Raw genomic sequence first — 19,022 nt, 5'->3', positions numbered from 1 at the left:
AGCAACGCCCGGATGGTTACCATGGCAGCCGTGGGGATTGGCGTACTTCTGCTGGCCGCTGGCCTCGCCCATGCAGCCTCGCCCCTTGGCGTTGGCAGCGCCGAACCCGCCTACCAGCCAACAAGCGGCCCGCTCGCCGGATTGCTCCTCTGGATCAACAGTCACCAGCAGGCTTTTTATCGGGCGCTGACCGGATCGCTGAAAGCCATGCGCGAAGATCCCTGGGCGTTGACCGGCCTGATCGGCCTCTCATTTGCTTACGGCGTCTTTCACGCAGCCGGCCCCGGGCACGGCAAGGCTGTGATTTCCTCCTACATGCTGGCCAACGAGATCGAACTGCGCCGCGGCATTCTCGTTTCCTTTATCTCGGCGCTGATGCAGGGGCTGGTCGCGATCGTCGTTGTCGGCGCTGCCTATCTCGTCCTGCGCGGCACGTCGATCACCATGACCACGGCGACGCAGAGCCTGGAAATTGCAAGCTATGCGCTGATCGTCGCCTTCGGCGTCTGGCTTCTGCTGCGCAAGCTGAAAACCCTGTGGGGTCCGTCAGCGCGCGCGAGCCAACCGGCAACAGATGGACTGTTCGGACAGACAGCGGCAGCAGACAGCACCACCGCGTCACTCTTCGCCAACCCCTCGGAGACCACCGGACCATCCGCCGTGAGAGCACCCTCGCGCTTTCAGGCGCTGGCGGTGCATCACCGCCACGACGCACTTGCTCCCGGCTCCGTCTGCCACGAATGCGGCATTGCGCATGCCCCCGATCCGGGCCTCCTGCGCGGCACCTTCCATCTCCGCGATGCCTGGTCAGCCGTCATTGCAGTCGGCCTGCGGCCCTGTTCCGGCGCTGTACTGGTGATGACATTTGCCCTTTTGAACGGCTTGCTGCTGGGGGGCGTCCTCTCGGTGCTGGCCATGGCGCTCGGCACCGCGATCACGGTCTCGATCCTCGCCAGCCTCGCCGTTGGCGCCAAGGGTCTGGCGCTCCGCCTCTCCGGCCCCGGCTCCCGCCGCGCCGGCATTGTCGCGACGGCCATTGAAATCGCCGCCGCGCTTCTCGTCATCCTGCTTGGGGCCCTGCTGCTCGCAGCCAGCCTGCAGGTCTAAAGCTTACTCGCCGTTGCGGCTCTGCTGGTAGCGCGAACGCAGCCACAGAATGACGAAAATCGACATCAAGGCAATCGCGCCGAACAAGGCGCCAAGTTCCGGCGAATAGCGTCCGATCCAGAGCACCACGGTCGGCACGATCAGCATGAGGCCGAAGATGACGGCGACAACGGCTGCGGCAGAGGTGGCGGTCGAACGCGGCGCAACAGCACCCGCCTCGCCCGTCGCCGATTTTTTCGGCGCGGGCAAGAAACGCCAGGCATAGACCACAACGCCGATGGCGACACAGATACCAACCGACCAGGCAATCGTCGGATTGACGACAGAACCGTAGAGAAGCGCCGCTGCCGTGATGGCAGTGCCGACATAAAGAATGATGCTGAAGATGTTCGGCTTCACGGGATGTTCTTCCTTGTCATGTGTGGGCGGCCGAGAGCGCGGCACGCAGATCTTCAAGGCGCTGGCGCTGACGTCCGGCCTCATCGAAATTCTCAGGCGACAGCCAGGCCTCGAACGCAGCCTTCGCCAGCGGCCACTCGCCATCGATCATTGAGAACCAGGCCGTATCGCGGTTCTTGCCCTTCGACAGCATGTGCTGGCGGAAGACACCTTCGAAACTGAAACCGTAGCGCAAAGCCGAGGCCTTGCTCGGCGCATTGTCGTTGTGGCACTTCCACTCGTAGCGGCGATAGCCGAGATCCTCGAAAATGTGCCGCGCCAGAAGGTAATGCGCCTCCGTCGACAAAGGCGAGCGGCTCATCTGCGGACCATGCGCCACCCCGCCGATCTCAACCACGCCATTGGCGGGATCGGGCCGCATGTAGTTCGCCATGCCGACGACCTTGCCGGTCGCCTTGTCCCGAAACACTTCCGTGACCCAACCGCCTTTCTGAACAGCCGAGAGCCACGTATCGAAATCCTCGACACCGGCAAAATCCGGCTGGGTAAAATAGGTGAGCAGCGGATTGATGGCGATACCGCCGAGACCGTCCCAAAGAGCATTGAGGTGGGCGGTGCGATCATAAGGCTCGATCACGACAAAACGCCCCTCAAGCCGAACCGGCTGGGGCGGGGGGCACCCCTTGAATGTCGACAGATCACGCATCGGAACCTCCGGCAAAATGGTTGCCCGAGGCTTAGGCCACTGAAGGGCCAAAGGCAACCGGAACGGCCGCGGGCGGGCCGGACCGGTTGCCGCAGCCGTTAGAGACTGACCTTGGCAGAGGCGACGGTTGCCTCGATATGATCGACAAGCGCATCGGCAAGACCAAGCCTGCCAGCCAGCATGTCGAGATAGCCACGCTCGGTGCGCGTGTCGGGCTCGATCGTCAGACGCGACGCCGTGTAGATCTCGACCTTCTGCTCTTCTGTCTTGGCAGCGGCCACCAGTGCGTCGAGATCGGCGGGCTTTGCGAGTTCCGCTTCGATGAAGGCTTCCGCTTCGGCGCCAAGGCCCGACAGATGCACCTTGTCCATGATCCGGCCCCGTTCCTCGGCATCGATATGACCGTCCGCCTTGGCAGCCGCGATCATCGCCCGCACCAGTGACAGCGCAAAATCATTGGAGATGGCGGCAGGCTCAGTGCTGAACGGGCTGTCACTCGGCGGCGGAAGAAGTTCCGGCAGCGCCTGGTTCGGCTCGACCGGCTGGCCGGACTTGTAATTCTTGTAGGCCTGGTAGCCGAGGCCGGCGATAACAGCGAGGCCTCCGAGCTTCAGCGCATTACCACCGAGCGAGCGGCCGGTCTTGGTGCCGAGGAGCACGGTCGCAAGCGCGCCCGTCTTCCAGGGATTGGCCTTGGCAAGGCCAAGGAGATCGCTGCCCTTCTGGCCCACACTGCCAGTCGATCCGGGCATTTGCGATCCGAGGAATTGATCCAGCAGCTTCTTGGCATCGAACATCGCGGTCTCCTTGTTGTATCCGTCGCTTCCTAGATAGGAAGGGGTCAGACGATTACAAAGAGGCCGCGATGCTTCTTGTTGCCCAAAGTGGAACCGAGAGATCAGCCCTTCAGGGCTGCGGCTTCACTGGCAAGCTTGGTGATGCCGGCCCAGTCACCAGCGGCAACCAGTTCCTTCGGCGCAACCCAGGAGCCGCCGACGCAGACGACGTTCGGCAGCGACAGGTAATCCATGGCATTCTTCAGCGAAATACCGCCGGTCGGGCAGAACAGCGTGCCGGCAAGCGGCGAGGACAGCGCCTTGAGATAGGCGGCACCGCCGGCCTGTTCGGCGGGGAAGAACTTCAAAACCTTGTAACCTTCCTCGCGCAGCGCCATCACTTCGGACGCAGTCGCCGCACCCGGCAAGAGGGGAATGTCCGACCCGCGAGCGACGTCGAGCAGTTCCTGCGTCGTGCCCGGGCTGACGATGAACTGCGAGCCGGCCTCGACCGCTGCGTGAAAATGGCTGGCATTGAGGATGGTGCCGGCACCGACGACGGCACCTTCGACTTCCCGGGCAACCAGGCGGACGGCTTCAAGTGCGGCATCCGTGCGCAGCGTGATCTCGATCGCCTTCAGGCCACCGGCCACCAGCGCCCGCGCCAGAGGCACGGCCGTCTTCGCGTCCTCGATGATCAGCACCGGAACGACCGGCTGCAGCTTCAGGGTGGAAAGGAGCTTTTCGGTTTTTTCGCCCATGGCAGAAGCCTCTTTTCAAACGATTAGATTTCGCTATTCCCTAGCGCGGGTGACGGTCGATGTCGAGCACCAAGGTTGCACTGAATCTTTACGGTTTCCTAACGTGACATCCTCGGATAGTGTCGCAATGCGGTAAATCTTCGGAGTATGGGTGTATGGCGAAGGAAATTGAACGCAAGTTTCTCGTTCGCGCTGACAGCTGGAAAGAATCCGTCACATCGCAGACGCGAATGAAACAGGCCTATATCGCCGCCGAAAGCGACCGTTCCGTACGGATCCGCACACGCAATGACGAAACCGCACAGCTGACAATCAAGTTTGGCAGCGGCATTCTGGTGCGAGACGAGTTCGAATACCAGATCCCCCATGCCGATGCCGTGGAGATGATGACATTTGCAAATGGCAGCGTCATCGAGAAGACCCGTCACACCGTCGACTATGAAGGTTTCACCTGGGAGATTGATGTCTTCGGAGGCGTCTATCGCGGCTTGGTGATTGCAGAAGTCGAAATGGCTTCGGAGCAGGACAACCCCGCCCTGCCCGACTGGCTTGGACGCGAAGTCACCGGTGACACGCGCTATTCCAACCAGACGCTCGCCACCCAGCGCCCTCGCCCGGAGCTGGTGCATGCCATATCGCATTGAGCCGGGTCGCGACCTCGCAAACGAGGTGCGCGCCGTGGCCACGGGGCAGTTCGAAGACGCGATTGAGGCGCTGGAGAAGAGGCCCGAAGGCCTGCATGAGGCTATCCACGAGGCGCGCAAGAAATTCAAGCGCCTGCGCAATCTCTACCGTCTGATCGGCTCGAGCGCCAAGACCTTCCGCCGGTCAGAGAACCAGCGCCTGCGCGATTGCGCCCGTACGCTGTCGCGGGTACGCGACGCCACAGCGCTGATCGAAACGGTTGCGCACCTGTCCGCCCATGCAATTACCGACGATGAGGCACAAACGCTGGCCACAGTCCGCGAGGTGCTTGAGCGCCGCCGGGACGAGATTGCCGCAACCGAAACGGATCTTGAGGGCAAGGTGGCAGCTGTGATTGCCGAATGCCGGAAAGGCATCGACGCCCTCGGCAAGCTCAAACTGCCCTCGAAGCAGGGCCATGGCGGCCAACTCCTCGCCAAAGGATGGCGCCAGGGACTGGAGCGCGCGCGGGAGGCTCTGGAAGCCTGCAAGGGTGACGGACATGGCGAAGCCTATCACGACCTGCGCAAGGCAGCGCAAGCCTATTGGATGAACCTGTCGCTCATGCAGCCGCTCTGGCCGAGCGCCTTTGCAGCCAAACGCGACGCCGCAAAGCGCCTCGTCGATCTGCTTGGTCACGAACATGACTTGACCATTCTGGCCGGGCTGTTCGATGAGGAAGCGGAGATCTTCGGTGATGGACAAGGACAATCCTTCCTGCTCGCCATCATCATCCGCCACCAGCAGGAACTGCGCCGGCAGGCTTTGACGCTCGCGGGCGAGGTCTTCGCCGATCACCCCCGGCGCGAGGCCCAGATCATCGCCTGCCTATGGGCGGAGGCGAAAGCCGTCGGACGAGACGGTAGAAATTGACGAATTTCAAACTTGCCGCCGGACGCGGAAATCCGTTGCGCAGCAGGGCGCAAAGCAGTATTTCGCAGCCATGACAGACAGCCTCACCTCTCCCCGCCCCGAAGCCGTCGGCGCCTTTTGCGTCGCCGCTCTCTATCATTTTGCCAAATTTCCGCGCTTTGCAGACTTCCGCGAACCGCTGGAAGATCTGTGCAAGGCCAACGGCGTGAAGGGCACCCTGCTGATTGCCCATGAAGGCATCAACGGCACGATCGCCGGCACCGATGCCGGCATTGCCACGGTGCTCGCCTTCATCCGCAGCCAGCCGGAATTCGGAGGTCTGGTGCACAAGGAAAGCCGGGCGTCGAAGATGCCGTTCCTGCGCATGAAGGTACGGCTGAAGAAAGAAATCGTCACCATGGGCGTCGAGGACATCGACCCCAACGAGATCGTCGGCACCTATGTCGATCCGAAGGATTGGAACGACCTGATTTCCGATCCGGAGACGATCGTCATCGACACCCGCAATGACTATGAGACGGCGATCGGGATTTTCCGCGGTGCGGTTGATCCGAACACCAAGACCTTCCGGGAATTCCCCGACTGGGTGAAAAACAATCCCGGCCTGCACAACAAGCCGAAGATCGCCATGTATTGCACCGGCGGCATCCGCTGCGAGAAGGCGACGGCCTTCATGAAGCAACAGGGCTTCGACGAGGTCTACCACCTCAAGGGCGGCATTTTGAAATATCTGGAAGAGGTGCCGGAAGAAGAGAGCCTTTGGGATGGCGCCTGCTTCGTCTTCGACGAGCGCGTCTCCGTGACCCACGGGTTGAAGGAAGGCGATCACAAGCTCTGCCATGCCTGCCGCAACCCGATCACGGCCGAGGAAATCACCCACCCGCATTATGAGGAAGGCGTCTCCTGCAGCCATTGCTACGGTGATCGTACCGAGGCTGACCGCGACCGTTACCGGCAGCGGCAATTGCAGATCGCTTTGGCGAAGAAGCGCGGCGAACGCCATATCGGCAGCTGATAACTACCCATCACCTTAGGGTCGATCCGGCCTAAACCGTTGACATCCTAGTGCCGCTCGCCGCGATGGGCAGCAAAGGCGATATCGGCCGCCCGCGCCCGTGGCGTCATCGAGCGCGCCCGATAGGCGTCGATATCCTCGACGGTCGACGGTCGTCCGAAGAGATAGCCCTGCAACTGGTCGCAGCCCGCAAGGCGAAGAATGACCGCCTGCTGCTCGGTCTCTACCCCTTCGGCCGTAACGGGAATATTGAGCGACCGCGCCAATGCCACAGTCGCCTGCAGCATCTCGACCGCCCGATGGCCATCACCCAGGCTCTGGATCAGCGACCGGTCGATCTTCATCCGGTCAAAGCCAAACTGGCGGAGATAGCCGACGCTTGAGAAACCGACGCCAAAATCGTCCAGCGCGATCCGCACGCCGATGCGCCGCAAGCGATCGAGCGCCATGCGCGCGCGCTCGGCATTCTGGATGAAATAGGTCTCGGTCATTTCCAGCACGACGCGCTGCGGATCGACATTTGCCTGTTCGAACAAGTCCTCGACGCGGCACACAAAGGCCGGATCTCGGAACTGGCCGGGCGAAATATTGACCGAGAGCTTGATACCCGGCCAGCGCTTCAGCTGCGACAGCGCCATATCAAGCACGCAGAGCCCGAGGCGGTCGATCAGACCACTGGCTTCGGCAATCGGAATGAAGACATCTGGAGACACAGGTCCATGGCCGCGTCGCGTCCAGCGAGCCAAAGCTTCGACGCCGACCAGATCGAAACTGTGCGCATCGACGATCGGCTGGTAGACGACGGAAATCTCGCCATCCTGGATCGCAGCCCTGAGGTCGAGTTCCAGCTGGTTGCGCATCTCACGAGCGTCGTCCATCCCCGCATCGTAAAAGGTCCAGCGTCCGCGTCCGCCATCCTTGGAGGAATACATCGCCATATCTGCACGGCGGATCAGTTCGTCCGCATCGACATGCCCCCCGGAAGACACACAAAGTCCGATACTGCAGCCGACAACCACCACGCGGTCGCCAAGCAACAGCGGCTCGTTGAAGAAGGACAGGATCGCTTCTGACAGGACTTCTGCCCGCGCCTGGGCATCCTCCCCCTTCAGCACGATTGCAAACTCATCGCCGCCAATCCGCGCAAGAGCCGAAGGATCGCCCGCAAGAACCGTCAGACCCGCAGCCACGGCGCGGATCAGGCTGTCACCTGTGGCATGACCATAGGCGTCATTGATCTCCTTGAAGCCGTCGAGGTCGAGATAGATCAGCACGACATCGTCACCCGTCACCTGCGCTTCCGCAACGCGGGCCTCCAGCATCCTGAACAGGCCTTCGCGATTGGCAACACCGCTCAACTGGTCAGTGAGCGACAATCGAACGGCCGCCTGCTCATCCGCCCGCAACCGCCGGACCACCATCCAGCCGGTCAGAAGCAGGGTGAGGCAGAACAGGCCAACGATCACCAGCGCCGTTGTCACCAGCGCCTCGACTTGCTGGCGGCTCATGTCGCCAGGTGCACGTGGGCTCCAGGCAAGAGCTGCAAGCGGTACGCCCGAAGGGGATTCAATCGTGACCCGATGCGTGGAGCGGGTGGAGGCAGGAACCAGGGACAATCCAGGCAGGACATAGGCTGCTGCGTGCCGATCCACGGTGCCGGGCGTCAGGTGGCGGATGAAGACGAGATAGGCCCGCCGTTCCGGCGGGACCTCGATTTCGCCCGACTTCTTGCGAATGAGCGCAACACCGGCAGCTCCAATGCCCTTGTCGGTGCGTACGAAGCCGGAGACTTGCGGCGTGCCGCCCGCCTCCCGCGACTGCACTTCCTTCAGCATCGCCTGAATGTCTTGCCGAAGATATCCCCCCAAGCCGCCGGCAATCGGACTTCCGTCGGAATAGGCCATCAGCGATCGCCCTGCGCGATCTAGAAGGATCGCCACGTCGAACAGGTCGCTGTCATAGGTCATGTCGCCGAAATTGCGATCGGACCAGTCGCTCGGCGACGGATCATAGACATTGTCAGCCGCATCATCCCAGGCCGCATAGTCGTTGAGCGTCGCATCGAGCTGATAGCGGAAGGTCTGGATCGCCCCGCGAATTGTTTCGCGTGACCGCTCCTCATCGAGGTGGTTTGCGTAGCTCGCGACACGATCAAGTGCGGTGACGACGATCAGGGTCACCGTCACTGCGACAACCGCCGACAACAACAGCATCGCTGCGACCGCGAACCGTCTGTTGAGGTGGGCCTTGAGCCCCGTCTGTACTGCCTCGTGCCGCATCGGGTTGACCTTCAATCGAATTTTTACCCTGCATTGCAATAGGTTCAATTTGACTTAACAGGTCTTCACTAGATGCTAGCTATATCTAGGGGGCTGGAGGCGGCCAATCTGATCCCACCGCAAGACTTGATGTGTGGATTCGTTCGCCGTCACATCAGGGCTTCGGCGGAGCGGATGGTAATCGACTGGCGACTGGTCTCGATCGACCCCTCTCGGCAGAGTGCTATGATCGATCTGCTGACAACTTCGCGAGTTGTGCCGAGCATCGAGGCAAACTCCGCATGGGTCGGTGCCGGATAGATCATGCCGCCGTCGCGCAGCTGGTCGGTTTCCTGCGCAAGCTTGGAAATTGCCCGGCGCAGGCGGTCGTCGGTCTTCATCGTCGCCAGTTCGAAGCTCAATTCGGCAAGCGTATTGATCCGCCCCGCCATCTGCTCGATCAATCGAGCGCTGAGCGGCGGATATTGCGCCATCAGGTCACGAAAAGTCCGGACAGAAAACAGGAGTGCTGAGGATTTCTCCGAACCGGCAGCCACCTCAAGCTGGTTTTCACCCGCCTCGATCAACGACATTTCACAAAACAGGTCGCCCGGGCGAATGGTCTGCAAGGCAAGAAGAATTCCGCTCGGCGAGCAGCGACGAACCACAAAGAGACCACTGACCGCAAGGCCAACCAGCCGCTTCTCGCTTCCCTGCGTCACCACGATCTCGTTCTTGGAATAGCTGCGATGATAACCTCGGGAAACGATCGTCCGGATTGCCTGAGGGTCAAGCCCGCGAAACAAGGCGCAGGACGTGCCGAGACTGGCGATCTCGCTGCCCGATGGACGCGGGCTGGCAAAGGCAGACTTGGTGCGATCAAGGCGATAGGACGTCATGATGCAAGGGACCCGTGTTCGGTTACAGATGGCAAGCCGGCCGCCAACCCTGAAGCGGATGACCGGTGCACTTCCAAAAATGGCCGGGAGGCAGGGCCTCCCGGCAGCGGACGCGGATCAGCTCGCGCTGAGCATTTTGGCGATGGCGATAGCGTCGGAGATCGTGTCGACACTGTAGATCTGCATGACGCCCTGTGTCGTCGCAGCCTGCGCCAGGATGTTCTGGTTGTTCTGGGCCGTGACCGAGTTTTCGAACATCAGGCCGGTCGAATGCGAGGCAGCCTGATACAGCGAGCCCATGGCCATGGCCGGTGCTTCGCCCACGACCTTGACGTTGGCCTGGGTAACGGCATCGGTGATCACGGAATTGACGGCGGTCGGGGTAGTCATATGTTCACTCCTTGGTTAGCTTTGGCTTCAGGACCTGATCGCGGCGCAATCAGGGGTTCTCGGTGCCGCCTGCGCAGCACGAGTTCGGGTGTCCGAGAAGGACCTGGAATGGGTGTCGAACCGTCGCTGTCCGCCATGACCCGGAGAGAGGTTGCGCTCCACTCCGCCGGAACGGCCCCGTCTGCTCCGGCGGGCGGTCGGGCACACTGCCAACCCTCCGCCCGGCGACGGTTCAACCTGGTATTCGGGAACGCATCAGGGCAACCATCCCGGCGCGCGGCTCACCGAGAAGAAGACTTGCCAGCGCCACGGCATCGGCAACGGTATCAATGGTGCTGACCTGCTTGGCGCTCTGCGCAAGGCCGGACAGGGACAGGGTATTGATATTGCCATGCGCCTTGACGGCGTTGGCGAACATAAGTCCGGTCGAGTGCGAGGCGGTGAGAAATTCCTGCCCCATGGAATAGGCGGGGCTATCGGCTTCAACGATCTCGCCCAGGGCGCCCGCATCGCTGTCGACGTCCATTGTCTTTCCCTTTTCTCCAGCGGTCGGCATCTGCTCTTCCCCTTTGTGACAATGATTGAAGTCTGCAATTCGTCGAGGACCTACTGTCCCCGTTTTTGCTGGGCAGTGCGTTTCAGTGCCTCGTATCGCTCCTGGAATTTCTGCATGCGGTAGTTGAGTTGGTCCTCGCGCGCCTTCATCGACGCCATTCTGGTCTTTTCGTCCATGCCCGCGGCGACCGCACCGCGCCCCAGAAGATCACTGACCAGAGGCTGTCCATTCGGCCCGGCCGCCTGCGATCCCAAGGCAGCCATTCCCTGATCCCGGATCTTTTGCAGATCCTGAAGAAGCGGCGCGAATTCCTTGAGAACCACCGCCACCACTGTATCGATGAGGATGCGCGGTATCTCCGGTTCGGTTGCACCGCTGTTTCCCGGCAGCGTGATCTGGCCTGGGACCAGATCCATGTTCACCTCCGGCAATTCCAGCACCTGAGGCTTTTCCGGCACGACGGGCAGCGGAATCCCCGGCTCCTTGATCTTCTGCGTATCGTCGAGTAGCGCCTTGACCCGGTTAAACACCACGGCCGCGACGGTATCGATGAGCAAGGTCGGGATATCCGGTTGCGTGGTGGTCCCGGTTGCCGGTGCCATGGTCTGATCCGGCGGCGCCGGCGACAGAACCGGCGCTGGATCAGCGCTCGGCGATGCCAATGGTTCGGTGCCGGTCTGGTCGCGCAGCTCTGCTGTTGAAGTCTCCGTGTCCATCTCAACCTCCCTTGATGCTGACGAATTGTTTGGCGAGACTTGCAATGTCGGTGGCAAAGGCCGTGGTATCCTGTTGCGACGCCTTGATCTGGGTCAGCAACGTCTTGCCGGTCTCCTGCTCCGATGAGACGCCACTGGCGATCATCGCCAACGCCTTACCGGCGGCGGCCGTATAGATCTGCTCCATCCCCTGCAGGTAGGTCCGGGTATCCTCGCCCAGCATCGAGACGACCTGGCCGAGCGCTGCGGACGCAAAGGTCTCGACCGTTGCGTCCGATATCCCGATCAGAGGACCGCTTGGGGGTGTCGTGCCCCCACCAGACCCATCACCTCCGGTGTCACCGAGCTTGTTCGTGGCTTTCTCGTCCGTTTTGCTTTCGAGCCTTAGACCGTCAGCTTGAGTATCGGCCGACAAAGGCTCAGTCGTAAGCGACATCGGTGTGCCGGATACGGGTGCCCGTGGCGCAACTGGAACCACCGACGCAGGCGGCTGAGCCGGATTGGAATTGCCAGCCGCAATCGGCGGCCCTTGACGGGTCTGAGCCTGCGCCATCTGAGCCCCATTCGACACCTGCCCCGGACCGGGATTGCCACCGGGCGGAACGGCAGCAATCCCGGACGGCCGAACGGAAGGTGCAGCGGCGGAGACTGGGCTGACACCAAGGCGAACCGGGGCGGGCGCAGCCTGGGATGGGGCCGATGATGGCCCCACCGGAACAGGGCGGACTGTAGCGGCGGCCGGCGGCACCGATACGGCTCCAGCCGGCGCTGCGGTCTGCATTGCCGCTTGAGTGACAGAATTGGCTGTAGGCGCGGCCGCCACAACGGTCGGAGGTGCGGCCAAAGGAGGTCCCGGTTGCAGCAGAGGAGCCGGCTCGGTCCTCGACTGCGCAACCGCCTGCTCCTTCCTCTTCAGCATCCACATGACTTCATCCCGATCATTTGGTGATAGAAGCCGCCACACGCGGCCAAGGATCAAAACACACTGACAAGGGTTGCGAGATACGCGGCAAGATCTCCCGCTCTCTGCGAAACGGTCCTTCCGCTAAGGCGCCGCTGGCGGCTTGTTGAGGAGTGCCAGAGCATTGGCGATGACCGAGGGCGCGAGCGTATTGATATTTTGCTGCGCCGCCGTCGCATTTTGCATGGAAAGTGAATAGGCATGGCCGGCGGCCTGGTAGAACATGCTGACCGCGACACTCGGAGCCTCGGTCATCACGGATGCAGTTCCGTTTCCAGTCTGTGGTGCACTCATCGCGACTAACCTGCTCTAAGCTGCTTCATTTTCTACGTCTGGTGGACAAGGCGGTTGTAAATTAGCGATCCCATCAGTTCTGTAACTTTTGGTACATGCTTAACATTTTATGCAATTATAGATAGTCACATCCTGTCACAATCAACCAGCCATATGCGCCATTTCGCCTTCCCTGCAGTCCAGCAGGAAAGTCTATCCTACTGATAAAAATGGAAGAATCTCGATTGAGACCATTGCAACCTCGAGCAAGGCAACAATCTTCCACCGGAGGTTTTCCACAACCTTGCATAGCACGAAGCATGCATACTCTTGGTTGCATTTTTCTCTTGTGGGCGATCCGGTGTTTACCCGACATGAAAAAAGGGCCCTGGAAATCCAGAGCCCTTGCAGTCATTTTTGGAACAGCGGTGCGAGAAAGACGATATCAGGCAACCACGGACACGAACTGGTCCTTCGGACGGCGGACCTTCTTCAGGCCAGCCAGCCAATCCCCTTCCGCAGCGCGATAGCCGAGCGGAAGGATAGTGACCGAGCGCAGGCCCTTTTCGCGAAGGCCAAGGATCTCGTCGAGTTTGGCCGCATCGAAACCTTCCATCGGGGTCGCATCAACGCCTTCAAAGGCGGCAGCGGCCACCGACATGCCAAAGCCGATATAAGCCTGACGGGCAGCATGCTCGAAGTTTACCTCGGCCGCACGGCCCGGATACAGGTTGAGCAACATCTGGCGGTAGTTTTCAAAACCCTCGTTCTTGAAGCCACGCTCATCGTTGACCAGATCGAACATGTCGTTGATCCGCTCGACCGTGTAATTGTCCCAGGCGGCGAAGACGAGAAGGTGCGACCCTTCGGTCACCTGCGCCTGGTTCCAGGCAATCTCCTGGATGCGGGCGCGGACCTCAGGATTGGTCACAACGATCACCTCGAAAGGCTGCAAGCCGCTGGAGGTCGGGGCCAGACGGGCTGCCTCGACAATGCGCTCGACCTTGTCTTCGGGAACGCTCTTCGTCGGGTCCATCTTCTTGGTGGCATAGCGCCAGTTCAGCTTTTCGATCAGTGCGGACATCAGGATCTCCATCCGGGTTTCGACCCTCGGTCCGCCTGGGAGGCATTGGCGAGACGCATAAGGTCTGGTATTGATTGGTAACCAGGCCTACATAGGGAACCGGAAGAAATGCGCAAGCAGGCACATCTCTGATACCAGGTTTCACGGAGAGAACCGAAATGTGTGACGGCTATGATCCCGCCAAGTGTACGACGGTCAGCGAGATGCTGGCACGCCTCGGTGACAAGTGGACCGTGCTCGTGATCATGATGCTGGATGACGGGCCACAGCGCTTCAGCGATCTGAAACGCATGGTCGTTGGCGTGTCGCAGCGGATGCTCACGCTCACGCTGCGCGCGCTGGAGCGGGACGGTATCGTTGAACGCACCGTCTATCCAACTGTGCCGCCAAGGGTCGAATACGCGCTGACCGATCTCGGGCGATCCTTCTCAGTGCCAGTCAAGGCTTTGGGTGGCTGGGTCTTCGCCAATCACGACAATATCCAGACGGCTCGGGTCCGTTTTGACAACCGTCTGCCCGACAGCTCGGCAAAGATTGGCAAGGCGGCATAGAGGCAAGAGACGGTAACGACCTCAGGCTGCCAGTGGCAGGAAGCTCTCGAACTGGGGGCGCGCAAACAGATAACCCTGCTGCAAATGAACCCCCAGCGCCTGGAGAGCGGCGCGCTCGCCCGGGGTTTCCACCCCTTCGCCGACAATAGTGACGCCAAGCTCGCGCAGCATGGCAACCGTATGCTTGACGACGATCTGCTTCTGTCCATCCTGATCGAGGTTGCGGATCAGCTCCATGTCGAGCTTCACGATGTCAGGCTTGAAGCTTGCCAGAAGGTTCAGGCCGGAATGACCCGCGCCGAAATCGTCAATCGCCGTGCGGAAACCGATATCCTGATAGGTCTGCAGGATCGACAAGAGATGGCGCGGATCGGTCTGCTCCGTTTCGGTAAACTCGAAGATCACCCGTTCAAGCGGGAAGCCAACACGGGCGGCAGTCTCCAGCGTCAGCTTGATACAGGCGCGCGGCTCATAGACCGCATTCGGCATGAAATTGATCGACAGCCGGGCATCCGAACCCTGAGGCATCAGACTTGCCGCCAGTTCGATCGCCTTGACGCGGCAACGCTGATCAAAGGCATATCGGTTGGCATCATCGACCACGGAGAGAATGCTGGCCGCACCCTGCCCCTCTTTCCCTCTCACCAAGGCCTCGTAAGCATAGACACGACCGGTGCTCAGATCCACGATAGGCTGGAAGGCCATCGAGAACTCGACGTCGAATTTCGCACCGCCCCTGCATCCTGCACATCCAGTCGTCACGCGTGTTCTCTCCGTTGCGCGCGCAATCATAAGGAGAGACCGGTTAAGGTCTCGTCTCCGTCACTCTGAAATCTGATGGTTGCCCTTGGGAAATTCGGCTGCCAGATCCCGATACCACTTGCCGCTCTTCTTGATGGTGCGAACCTGGGTGTCATAATCGACATGCACGAGGCCGAAGCGCATCCGGTAGCCTTCCGCCCATTCGAAATTATCCATCAGCGACCAGGCGAAATAGCCCTGCATCGGATAGCCCTCGGCAATCAGATCAGCCACCTTGTCGAGATGTTCGGCGTAGTAATCGAGCCGCGGCTGGTCATCGACCTCGCCGCCTTCGACCTCCATATTGTAGCAGGCGCCATTCTCGGTGATGTAGCAGACCGGCAGATCGTAACGGGCATAGAGCCGCTCGACGAGCGACTTCAGCGCCGGCGCATAGACTTCCCAGCCGATATCGGTCTTCACATCCGACACGGGGGCTGCATTGACGGTTGCCGGGAATTCGGCACCCGGCATCGGATCGTCAGAGACCCGCATCGGTGTGTAGTAGTTGAGCCCCCACCAATCGAGCGGCTGGCTGATGATCGCCAGATCCCCCTCCTCGATCTTCGGCATGCGATGGCCAAGGGCCGAGATGAACTCGGCCGGGTACTCGCCCTTGAAGACCGGATCAAAGAACACGCCATTGTGGAACTGATGCGCCCGTTCGGCAGCCGCGCGATCCTCCGTGGCCTCTGATCCCGGCAGCGTCTCATGCGCGTTGAGCACCAGCCCGACCGGCACCTTCGGCGCCACTTCGCGGATCGCCTGGACCGAAAGCCCATGGGCCAGATTGGTGTAGTGCAGCGCGTGAAGGGCGGCATCCATATTCTTCTCGCCCGGAGCATGCACGCCGTAGAGATGGCTGAGCCAGACCGAGCACCAGGGCTCGTTGAAGGTCGCGACGGCATCAAGCCGGTCACCGAGGCGTTCCATCACCACCTTGGTATAGCGCTGGAAAGCCTGCGCGGTCGACCGCGCCGTCCATCCGCCATCGCCCATCAGCGAAAGCGGCAGATCCCAATGGTAAAGCGTCGCATAGGCCTTGATGCCGCGTGCCTTCAAGCCATCGACGAGGTTGTCATAGAAATCGAGACCCTTCTCGTTAACCGGGCCCGTTCCTTCCGGAAGGATGCGCGGCCAGGCGATCGAGAATCGATAGCCGGTGACGCCCATATCCTTGATCAGATCGAGATCGCTTTCCCACCTGTTGTAGTGATCGCAGGCCACATCGCCATTGTGGCGCCCGAAGACCCGACCCGGCATGTTGGAAAACGCATCCCAGATCGAGGGTTTGCGACCATCGGCCTTCGACGCCCCTTCGATCTGGAAGGAGGCGGTGGCGACACCGAACAGAAAATCACCAGGAAAACGGGTGGCAAGCATCTTGGGATCGATCATCGAAAGGTCCTTCGTCTCGTCTCGGCTGGCGTGCCGCCGCGCAAACATCGCTAGCGGTTTAGGGCAAAGCCGCAACGGGGTGAAGACAGCGCGGCGAAAAAACTGCAACGTTGTAGGAGCAATCTCGGTTCACGCAGGAAATCCTTGGAGAGCCAGTGCATTCAAATATCAATGCAACCTTTGATACAGACGACAACCCCGGCCTCGGCCAAACTGGGAGAGTTCACGTTCGTTCAGAAATGGCTGGAGCACTTGATGACAAAAAAGCACCTGCAACTGAACTTTATCAACAACACGCCGTATCACGCGCACGAGGTCTTCATCAGCTTTCAGAACGGCGCCCCGGGCACCACGAATTTCGACGTGACCTACGGGAATGGGAAATCCGTGGAGATCAAGCCCCACAACCTGATGTCGGAGCCCCTGAGCCTGAAAGACATAGGCCCAACGGGGCTGACGATCAATCAGGCCGTCTCGATCCTCGTCTATGTTTCCTATGGCAATGCGCTGCAATCGCGCACCAGTGCCCCCACTTTCATCGGCGGCGGGATGGATTACCAAACCCTGTTCCAAACCTTTGAAATCACAATGACGGGCAATGCCGGCGACCAGGGTGATATGACCGCGATCAACTACTTCACAGCGCCGATGGAGATTGCGAGTTACGCCGCCGATGGCACCCTCATCCAGTCAGTCGGATACACCGCCGACGCCAACACCATCGCGGCGAAACTGGGTGCCAGTTCCTCGCCGCCTTGGGGCGCTTTGGTGAAAGACGCAGCGGGTGATTGGGTGCGGTTTATCGGTCCCTCCTCCTACGCTCCGCCGCCTGCCACGCCCTATCAGAGCTTCATTCCCTATCTGCAATCCGTCCATGCAGCCGGTCAGTTGACGAAGATCGTCAACTCCAATGCCTTTCTCTATAAGTCTAAAAAAACACAAAAGACCACAAACTACATACTGACACTCGACCACGTGGCCACAGCAGCTGCCAATGGCTCGTTGACCTTGAATGGGGAAATCCACACCACGATCACGGGCGATAGCAGTGCACAAGGGCCGACCTTCAAAGAATGCAACGCGACGATATCCGCTGTGGATCCCGTCAGTTACAATACGGCTATCTACGGCCAGGTCATCAATTCGGCGGTGACATTTTCAGGATCGGGCTGGAGCAAACTCTCAAGCCAGGTAAAGTCCTGGGATCTGGAAGATCAAGCGGTCGAGCTGACAACGCAGAAGCTGTTGATCGGCGAGGTAACAACAGGCCTTCTGCTCGGTCTGATCAACAGCAATACGGTGCCCGCAGGCCAGGACGTCGCGCTCAAGGACATGAAATCCGATGCCTGGTGGAAGCTCTCTCCGCTGCCGGCCTTCCGCGAGGCGCAACCGGATCATCCCTATTATAACACGTATGCAGCCGAGCTCTTCGCGGCCTCGACCAATCAGGTCTACTCTATTCCCTACAGCGACCGCCTGGGCAATGGCCCGCTGGTCAACACCGTGTCTTACAACGGCCAGGACGTCGCCAGCTGGACGGTGACACTCCTGCCACCGCTGTCTGCCTGAACATAGGGCAAAGCCAGGGACCTCCCGGATTCAGCACCGGGAGGCTCCGTTGGTCGTTTACACCTTCACCCAACCACCATTCTTCTTCGACGACTCGATGCAGGCCGTGACAAATGCCACCCCTTTCACGCCGTCATCCACCGTCGGATAAACCACAGCCGGATCCACGGCAGCCCCCGTGCGCGCCGCATGGATGGCGTGAGCCGCCTCGGTATAGATCGTCGCAAAGGCTTCGAGATACCCTTCAGGATGTCCGGACGGGATGCGGGTCACACGGGCAGCAGCAGAGTTCGCCCCAGCGCCACCACGGGTGATCAACTGCTTCGGCTCGCCAAGACGGGTGAACCAGAGATAGTTCGGATCGGCCTGCGTCCATTCGATGCCAGCCTTGGTGCCATAGACCCGCACCTTCAGCCCGTTTTCATGGCCAGTCGCCACCTGGCTGCACCAGAGCATGCCCTTGGCCGGCATTTCGCTGCCCTTGGCTTTGAACCGCAGCATCACATGGGCGTTGTCATCCAGACGACGGCCTTCGACGAAGGTGTGTACATCAGCCGCCAGTTCGTCCAGTTCAAGGCCGGAAATGAAACTGCCGAGGTTATAGGCATGCGTCCCGATATCGCCGGTCGAACCGCCGACGCCGGATTGTGCCGGGTCGGTGCGCCAGACGGCCTGTTTCGCCCCGGTCTGCTCAACCGGTTCGGCCAGCCAGTCCTGCGGATATTCCATGTTGACCAGCCTGATGTCACCGAGATCACCCGATGCCACCAGTTCGCGGGCATGGCGGACCATCGGATAGCCGGTATAGTTATGCGTCAGGATGAAAAGCGCCTTCGCCTTATCGGCCACTTCTTTCAGCGCCTTTGCATCCTCCAGGTTCGAGGTCAGCGGCTTGTCGCAGATGACATGGATGCCCTTTTCGAGAAAGGCCTTGGCGGCGGCAAAATGCACATGGTTCGGCGTCACGATCGACACCGCCTCGATCCCATCGGGCCGCGCCGATTCCTTGTCAGCCATCTCCTGAAACGAGCCATAGCAACGCTCCGGATCAAGGCCGAGATCGCGCCCCGAAGCCAGCGACTTCTCCGCCGTCGACGACAGCGCGCCCGCGACCAGATCATACTGATCGTCAAGCCGGGCGGCCATGCGGTGTACGGCACCGATAAACGCCCCCTGCCCGCCGCCGACCATGCCCAGACGGATTTTTGCCGCGCGGTGTTCCGATTTGCTCGCTTCAATCGCCAT

General features: G+C 60.6%; 21 protein-coding genes. 6 read left to right on the top strand and 15 right to left on the bottom strand.

The window, feature by feature from the left end:
- Positions 1-12: 12 nt before the first annotated feature.
- A complete protein-coding gene (locus tag ACSV9I_RS10915; protein WP_438329135.1) occupies positions 13-1,107 on the top strand; it encodes a nickel/cobalt transporter in 1,095 nt (364 codons plus the stop codon).
- A gap of 3 nt (positions 1,108-1,110) precedes the next feature.
- On the opposite strand, the gene ACSV9I_RS10910 is transcribed toward ACSV9I_RS10915, so the two are convergent.
- The 4 genes from ACSV9I_RS10910 to ACSV9I_RS10895 form a co-directional block, all read right to left on the bottom strand.
- Positions 1,111-1,506: a hypothetical protein gene (locus tag ACSV9I_RS10910; protein WP_245281386.1), complete on the bottom strand. Its 396-nt coding sequence runs from the start codon at positions 1,504-1,506 to the stop codon at positions 1,111-1,113.
- Positions 1,507-1,522: 16 nt separating this feature from the next.
- Positions 1,523-2,212 (bottom strand): GNAT family N-acetyltransferase, encoded by a 690-nt coding sequence (locus tag ACSV9I_RS10905; RefSeq protein WP_438328899.1) that lies wholly within the window; start codon positions 2,210-2,212, stop codon positions 1,523-1,525.
- A gap of 98 nt (positions 2,213-2,310) precedes the next feature.
- On the bottom strand, positions 2,311-3,009 hold the full coding sequence (locus tag ACSV9I_RS10900) for a tellurite resistance TerB family protein (protein WP_438328897.1): 699 nt from the start codon (positions 3,007-3,009) through the stop codon (positions 2,311-2,313).
- A gap of 101 nt (positions 3,010-3,110) precedes the next feature.
- Positions 3,111-3,749 carry a 2-dehydro-3-deoxy-phosphogluconate aldolase gene (locus ACSV9I_RS10895; protein WP_438328896.1) on the bottom strand — a complete coding sequence of 213 codons (639 nt, stop codon included), beginning with the start codon at positions 3,747-3,749 and terminating at the stop codon, positions 3,111-3,113.
- 155 nt (positions 3,750-3,904) lie between these two features.
- Here ACSV9I_RS10895 and ACSV9I_RS10890 point away from each other — a divergent pair, with 155 nt between their 5' ends.
- The 3 genes from ACSV9I_RS10890 (at position 3,905) to trhO (ending at position 6,321) form a co-directional block, all read left to right on the top strand.
- Positions 3,905-4,393: a CYTH domain-containing protein gene (locus ACSV9I_RS10890; RefSeq protein ID WP_438328895.1), complete on the top strand. Its 489-nt coding sequence runs from the start codon at positions 3,905-3,907 to the stop codon at positions 4,391-4,393.
- Positions 4,377-5,306, top strand: a complete 930-nt coding sequence (locus ACSV9I_RS10885) for a CHAD domain-containing protein (protein WP_438328893.1) — start codon at positions 4,377-4,379, stop codon at positions 5,304-5,306. The genes ACSV9I_RS10890 and ACSV9I_RS10885 overlap by 17 nt, the downstream gene beginning before the upstream one ends.
- Before the next feature lie 70 nt (positions 5,307-5,376).
- On the top strand, positions 5,377-6,321 hold the full coding sequence (trhO, locus tag ACSV9I_RS10880; protein WP_054157060.1) for an oxygen-dependent tRNA uridine(34) hydroxylase TrhO: 945 nt from the start codon (positions 5,377-5,379) through the stop codon (positions 6,319-6,321).
- Positions 6,322-6,368: 47 nt separating this feature from the next.
- Here the strand turns inward: trhO and ACSV9I_RS10875 are convergent, their stop codons facing one another.
- The 8 genes from ACSV9I_RS10875 to ACSV9I_RS10840 all read right to left on the bottom strand — a co-directional run bounded on the left by ACSV9I_RS10875 (position 6,369) and on the right by ACSV9I_RS10840 (position 13,458).
- A complete protein-coding gene (locus ACSV9I_RS10875) occupies positions 6,369-8,600 on the bottom strand; it encodes a putative bifunctional diguanylate cyclase/phosphodiesterase (RefSeq protein ID WP_438328892.1) in 2,232 nt (743 codons plus the stop codon).
- Between the two features lie 149 nt (positions 8,601-8,749).
- Positions 8,750-9,478 carry a Crp/Fnr family transcriptional regulator gene (locus ACSV9I_RS10870; protein ID WP_438328891.1) on the bottom strand — a complete coding sequence of 243 codons (729 nt, stop codon included), beginning with the start codon at positions 9,476-9,478 and terminating at the stop codon, positions 8,750-8,752.
- A 117-nt stretch (positions 9,479-9,595) separates the two neighbouring features.
- Positions 9,596-9,868, bottom strand: coding sequence for a RebB family R body protein (locus ACSV9I_RS10865; RefSeq protein ID WP_054157057.1), 273 nt, complete (start codon positions 9,866-9,868; stop codon positions 9,596-9,598).
- Between the two features lie 232 nt (positions 9,869-10,100).
- Positions 10,101-10,424, bottom strand: a complete 324-nt coding sequence (locus ACSV9I_RS10860) for a RebB family R body protein (RefSeq protein WP_054157056.1) — start codon at positions 10,422-10,424, stop codon at positions 10,101-10,103.
- A gap of 50 nt (positions 10,425-10,474) precedes the next feature.
- Positions 10,475-11,140 (bottom strand): hypothetical protein, encoded by a 666-nt coding sequence (locus tag ACSV9I_RS10855; protein ID WP_438328890.1) that lies wholly within the window; start codon positions 11,138-11,140, stop codon positions 10,475-10,477.
- Position 11,141: 1 nt separating this feature from the next.
- Positions 11,142-11,693 carry a hypothetical protein gene (locus ACSV9I_RS10850; RefSeq protein ID WP_438328888.1) on the bottom strand — a complete coding sequence of 184 codons (552 nt, stop codon included), beginning with the start codon at positions 11,691-11,693 and terminating at the stop codon, positions 11,142-11,144.
- A 492-nt stretch (positions 11,694-12,185) separates the two neighbouring features.
- The gene (locus tag ACSV9I_RS10845; RefSeq protein WP_082352409.1) at positions 12,186-12,395 is read right to left on the bottom strand and encodes a RebB family R body protein; all 210 of its coding nucleotides are present in this window, start codon (positions 12,393-12,395) and stop codon (positions 12,186-12,188) included.
- 424 nt (positions 12,396-12,819) lie between these two features.
- Positions 12,820-13,458 (bottom strand): NAD(P)H-dependent oxidoreductase, encoded by a 639-nt coding sequence (locus ACSV9I_RS10840; protein WP_438328887.1) that lies wholly within the window; start codon positions 13,456-13,458, stop codon positions 12,820-12,822.
- A gap of 158 nt (positions 13,459-13,616) precedes the next feature.
- On the opposite strand from ACSV9I_RS10840, the gene ACSV9I_RS10835 reads away from it, so the two are divergent.
- A complete protein-coding gene (locus tag ACSV9I_RS10835) occupies positions 13,617-14,009 on the top strand; it encodes a winged helix-turn-helix transcriptional regulator (RefSeq protein WP_438328886.1) in 393 nt (130 codons plus the stop codon).
- Positions 14,010-14,030: 21 nt separating this feature from the next.
- Here ACSV9I_RS10835 and ACSV9I_RS10830 read toward each other — a convergent pair whose 3' ends face one another.
- Complete coding sequence (locus ACSV9I_RS10830; RefSeq protein WP_438328885.1) at positions 14,031-14,771, bottom strand: EAL domain-containing protein; 741 nt, start codon at positions 14,769-14,771, stop codon at positions 14,031-14,033.
- Between the two features lie 60 nt (positions 14,772-14,831).
- Positions 14,832-16,208 (bottom strand): GH1 family beta-glucosidase, encoded by a 1,377-nt coding sequence (locus ACSV9I_RS10825; RefSeq protein WP_438328884.1) that lies wholly within the window; start codon positions 16,206-16,208, stop codon positions 14,832-14,834.
- A gap of 255 nt (positions 16,209-16,463) precedes the next feature.
- On the opposite strand from ACSV9I_RS10825, the gene ACSV9I_RS10820 reads away from it, so the two are divergent.
- A complete protein-coding gene (locus ACSV9I_RS10820) occupies positions 16,464-17,777 on the top strand; it encodes a hypothetical protein (RefSeq protein ID WP_438328883.1) in 1,314 nt (437 codons plus the stop codon).
- Between the two features lie 57 nt (positions 17,778-17,834).
- Here ACSV9I_RS10820 and ACSV9I_RS10815 read toward each other — a convergent pair whose 3' ends face one another.
- A complete protein-coding gene (locus tag ACSV9I_RS10815; RefSeq protein WP_438328881.1) occupies positions 17,835-19,022 on the bottom strand; it encodes a Gfo/Idh/MocA family protein in 1,188 nt (395 codons plus the stop codon).

Source organism: Rhizobium sp. G187 (genome assembly GCF_051549525.1).
In the GTDB taxonomy this organism is placed as follows: Bacteria; Pseudomonadota; Alphaproteobacteria; order Rhizobiales; family Rhizobiaceae; genus Allorhizobium.
Note: the sequence above shows the minus strand (reverse complement) of the source record. Positions and strands in the feature narration are given on the sequence as shown.

Coding starts and splice junctions, on each gene's coding strand:
- ACSV9I_RS10870 (WP_438328891.1), bottom strand. CDS start 9,478: ATGACGTCCTATCGCCTTGATCGCACCAAGTCTGCCTTTGCCAGCCCG.
- ACSV9I_RS10835 (WP_438328886.1), top strand. CDS start 13,617: ATGTGTGACGGCTATGATCCCGCCAAGTGTACGACGGTCAGCGAGATG.
- ACSV9I_RS10840 (WP_438328887.1), bottom strand. CDS start 13,458: ATGTCCGCACTGATCGAAAAGCTGAACTGGCGCTATGCCACCAAGAAG.
- trhO (WP_054157060.1), top strand. CDS start 5,377: ATGACAGACAGCCTCACCTCTCCCCGCCCCGAAGCCGTCGGCGCCTTT.
- ACSV9I_RS10915 (WP_438329135.1), top strand. CDS start 13: ATGGTTACCATGGCAGCCGTGGGGATTGGCGTACTTCTGCTGGCCGCT.
- ACSV9I_RS10895 (WP_438328896.1), bottom strand. CDS start 3,749: ATGGGCGAAAAAACCGAAAAGCTCCTTTCCACCCTGAAGCTGCAGCCG.
- ACSV9I_RS10845 (WP_082352409.1), bottom strand. CDS start 12,395: ATGAGTGCACCACAGACTGGAAACGGAACTGCATCCGTGATGACCGAG.
- ACSV9I_RS10900 (WP_438328897.1), bottom strand. CDS start 3,009: ATGTTCGATGCCAAGAAGCTGCTGGATCAATTCCTCGGATCGCAAATG.
- ACSV9I_RS10850 (WP_438328888.1), bottom strand. CDS start 11,693: ATGGCGCAGGCTCAGACCCGTCAAGGGCCGCCGATTGCGGCTGGCAAT.
- ACSV9I_RS10865 (WP_054157057.1), bottom strand. CDS start 9,868: ATGACTACCCCGACCGCCGTCAATTCCGTGATCACCGATGCCGTTACC.
- ACSV9I_RS10855 (WP_438328890.1), bottom strand. CDS start 11,140: ATGGACACGGAGACTTCAACAGCAGAGCTGCGCGACCAGACCGGCACC.
- ACSV9I_RS10875 (WP_438328892.1), bottom strand. CDS start 8,600: ATGCGGCACGAGGCAGTACAGACGGGGCTCAAGGCCCACCTCAACAGA.
- ACSV9I_RS10825 (WP_438328884.1), bottom strand. CDS start 16,208: ATGATCGATCCCAAGATGCTTGCCACCCGTTTTCCTGGTGATTTTCTG.
- ACSV9I_RS10905 (WP_438328899.1), bottom strand. CDS start 2,212: ATGCGTGATCTGTCGACATTCAAGGGGTGCCCCCCGCCCCAGCCGGTT.
- ACSV9I_RS10860 (WP_054157056.1), bottom strand. CDS start 10,424: ATGCCGACCGCTGGAGAAAAGGGAAAGACAATGGACGTCGACAGCGAT.
- ACSV9I_RS10885 (WP_438328893.1), top strand. CDS start 4,377: ATGCCATATCGCATTGAGCCGGGTCGCGACCTCGCAAACGAGGTGCGC.
- ACSV9I_RS10815 (WP_438328881.1), bottom strand. CDS start 19,022: ATGGCGATTGAAGCGAGCAAATCGGAACACCGCGCGGCAAAAATCCGT.
- ACSV9I_RS10820 (WP_438328883.1), top strand. CDS start 16,464: ATGACAAAAAAGCACCTGCAACTGAACTTTATCAACAACACGCCGTAT.
- ACSV9I_RS10890 (WP_438328895.1), top strand. CDS start 3,905: ATGGCGAAGGAAATTGAACGCAAGTTTCTCGTTCGCGCTGACAGCTGG.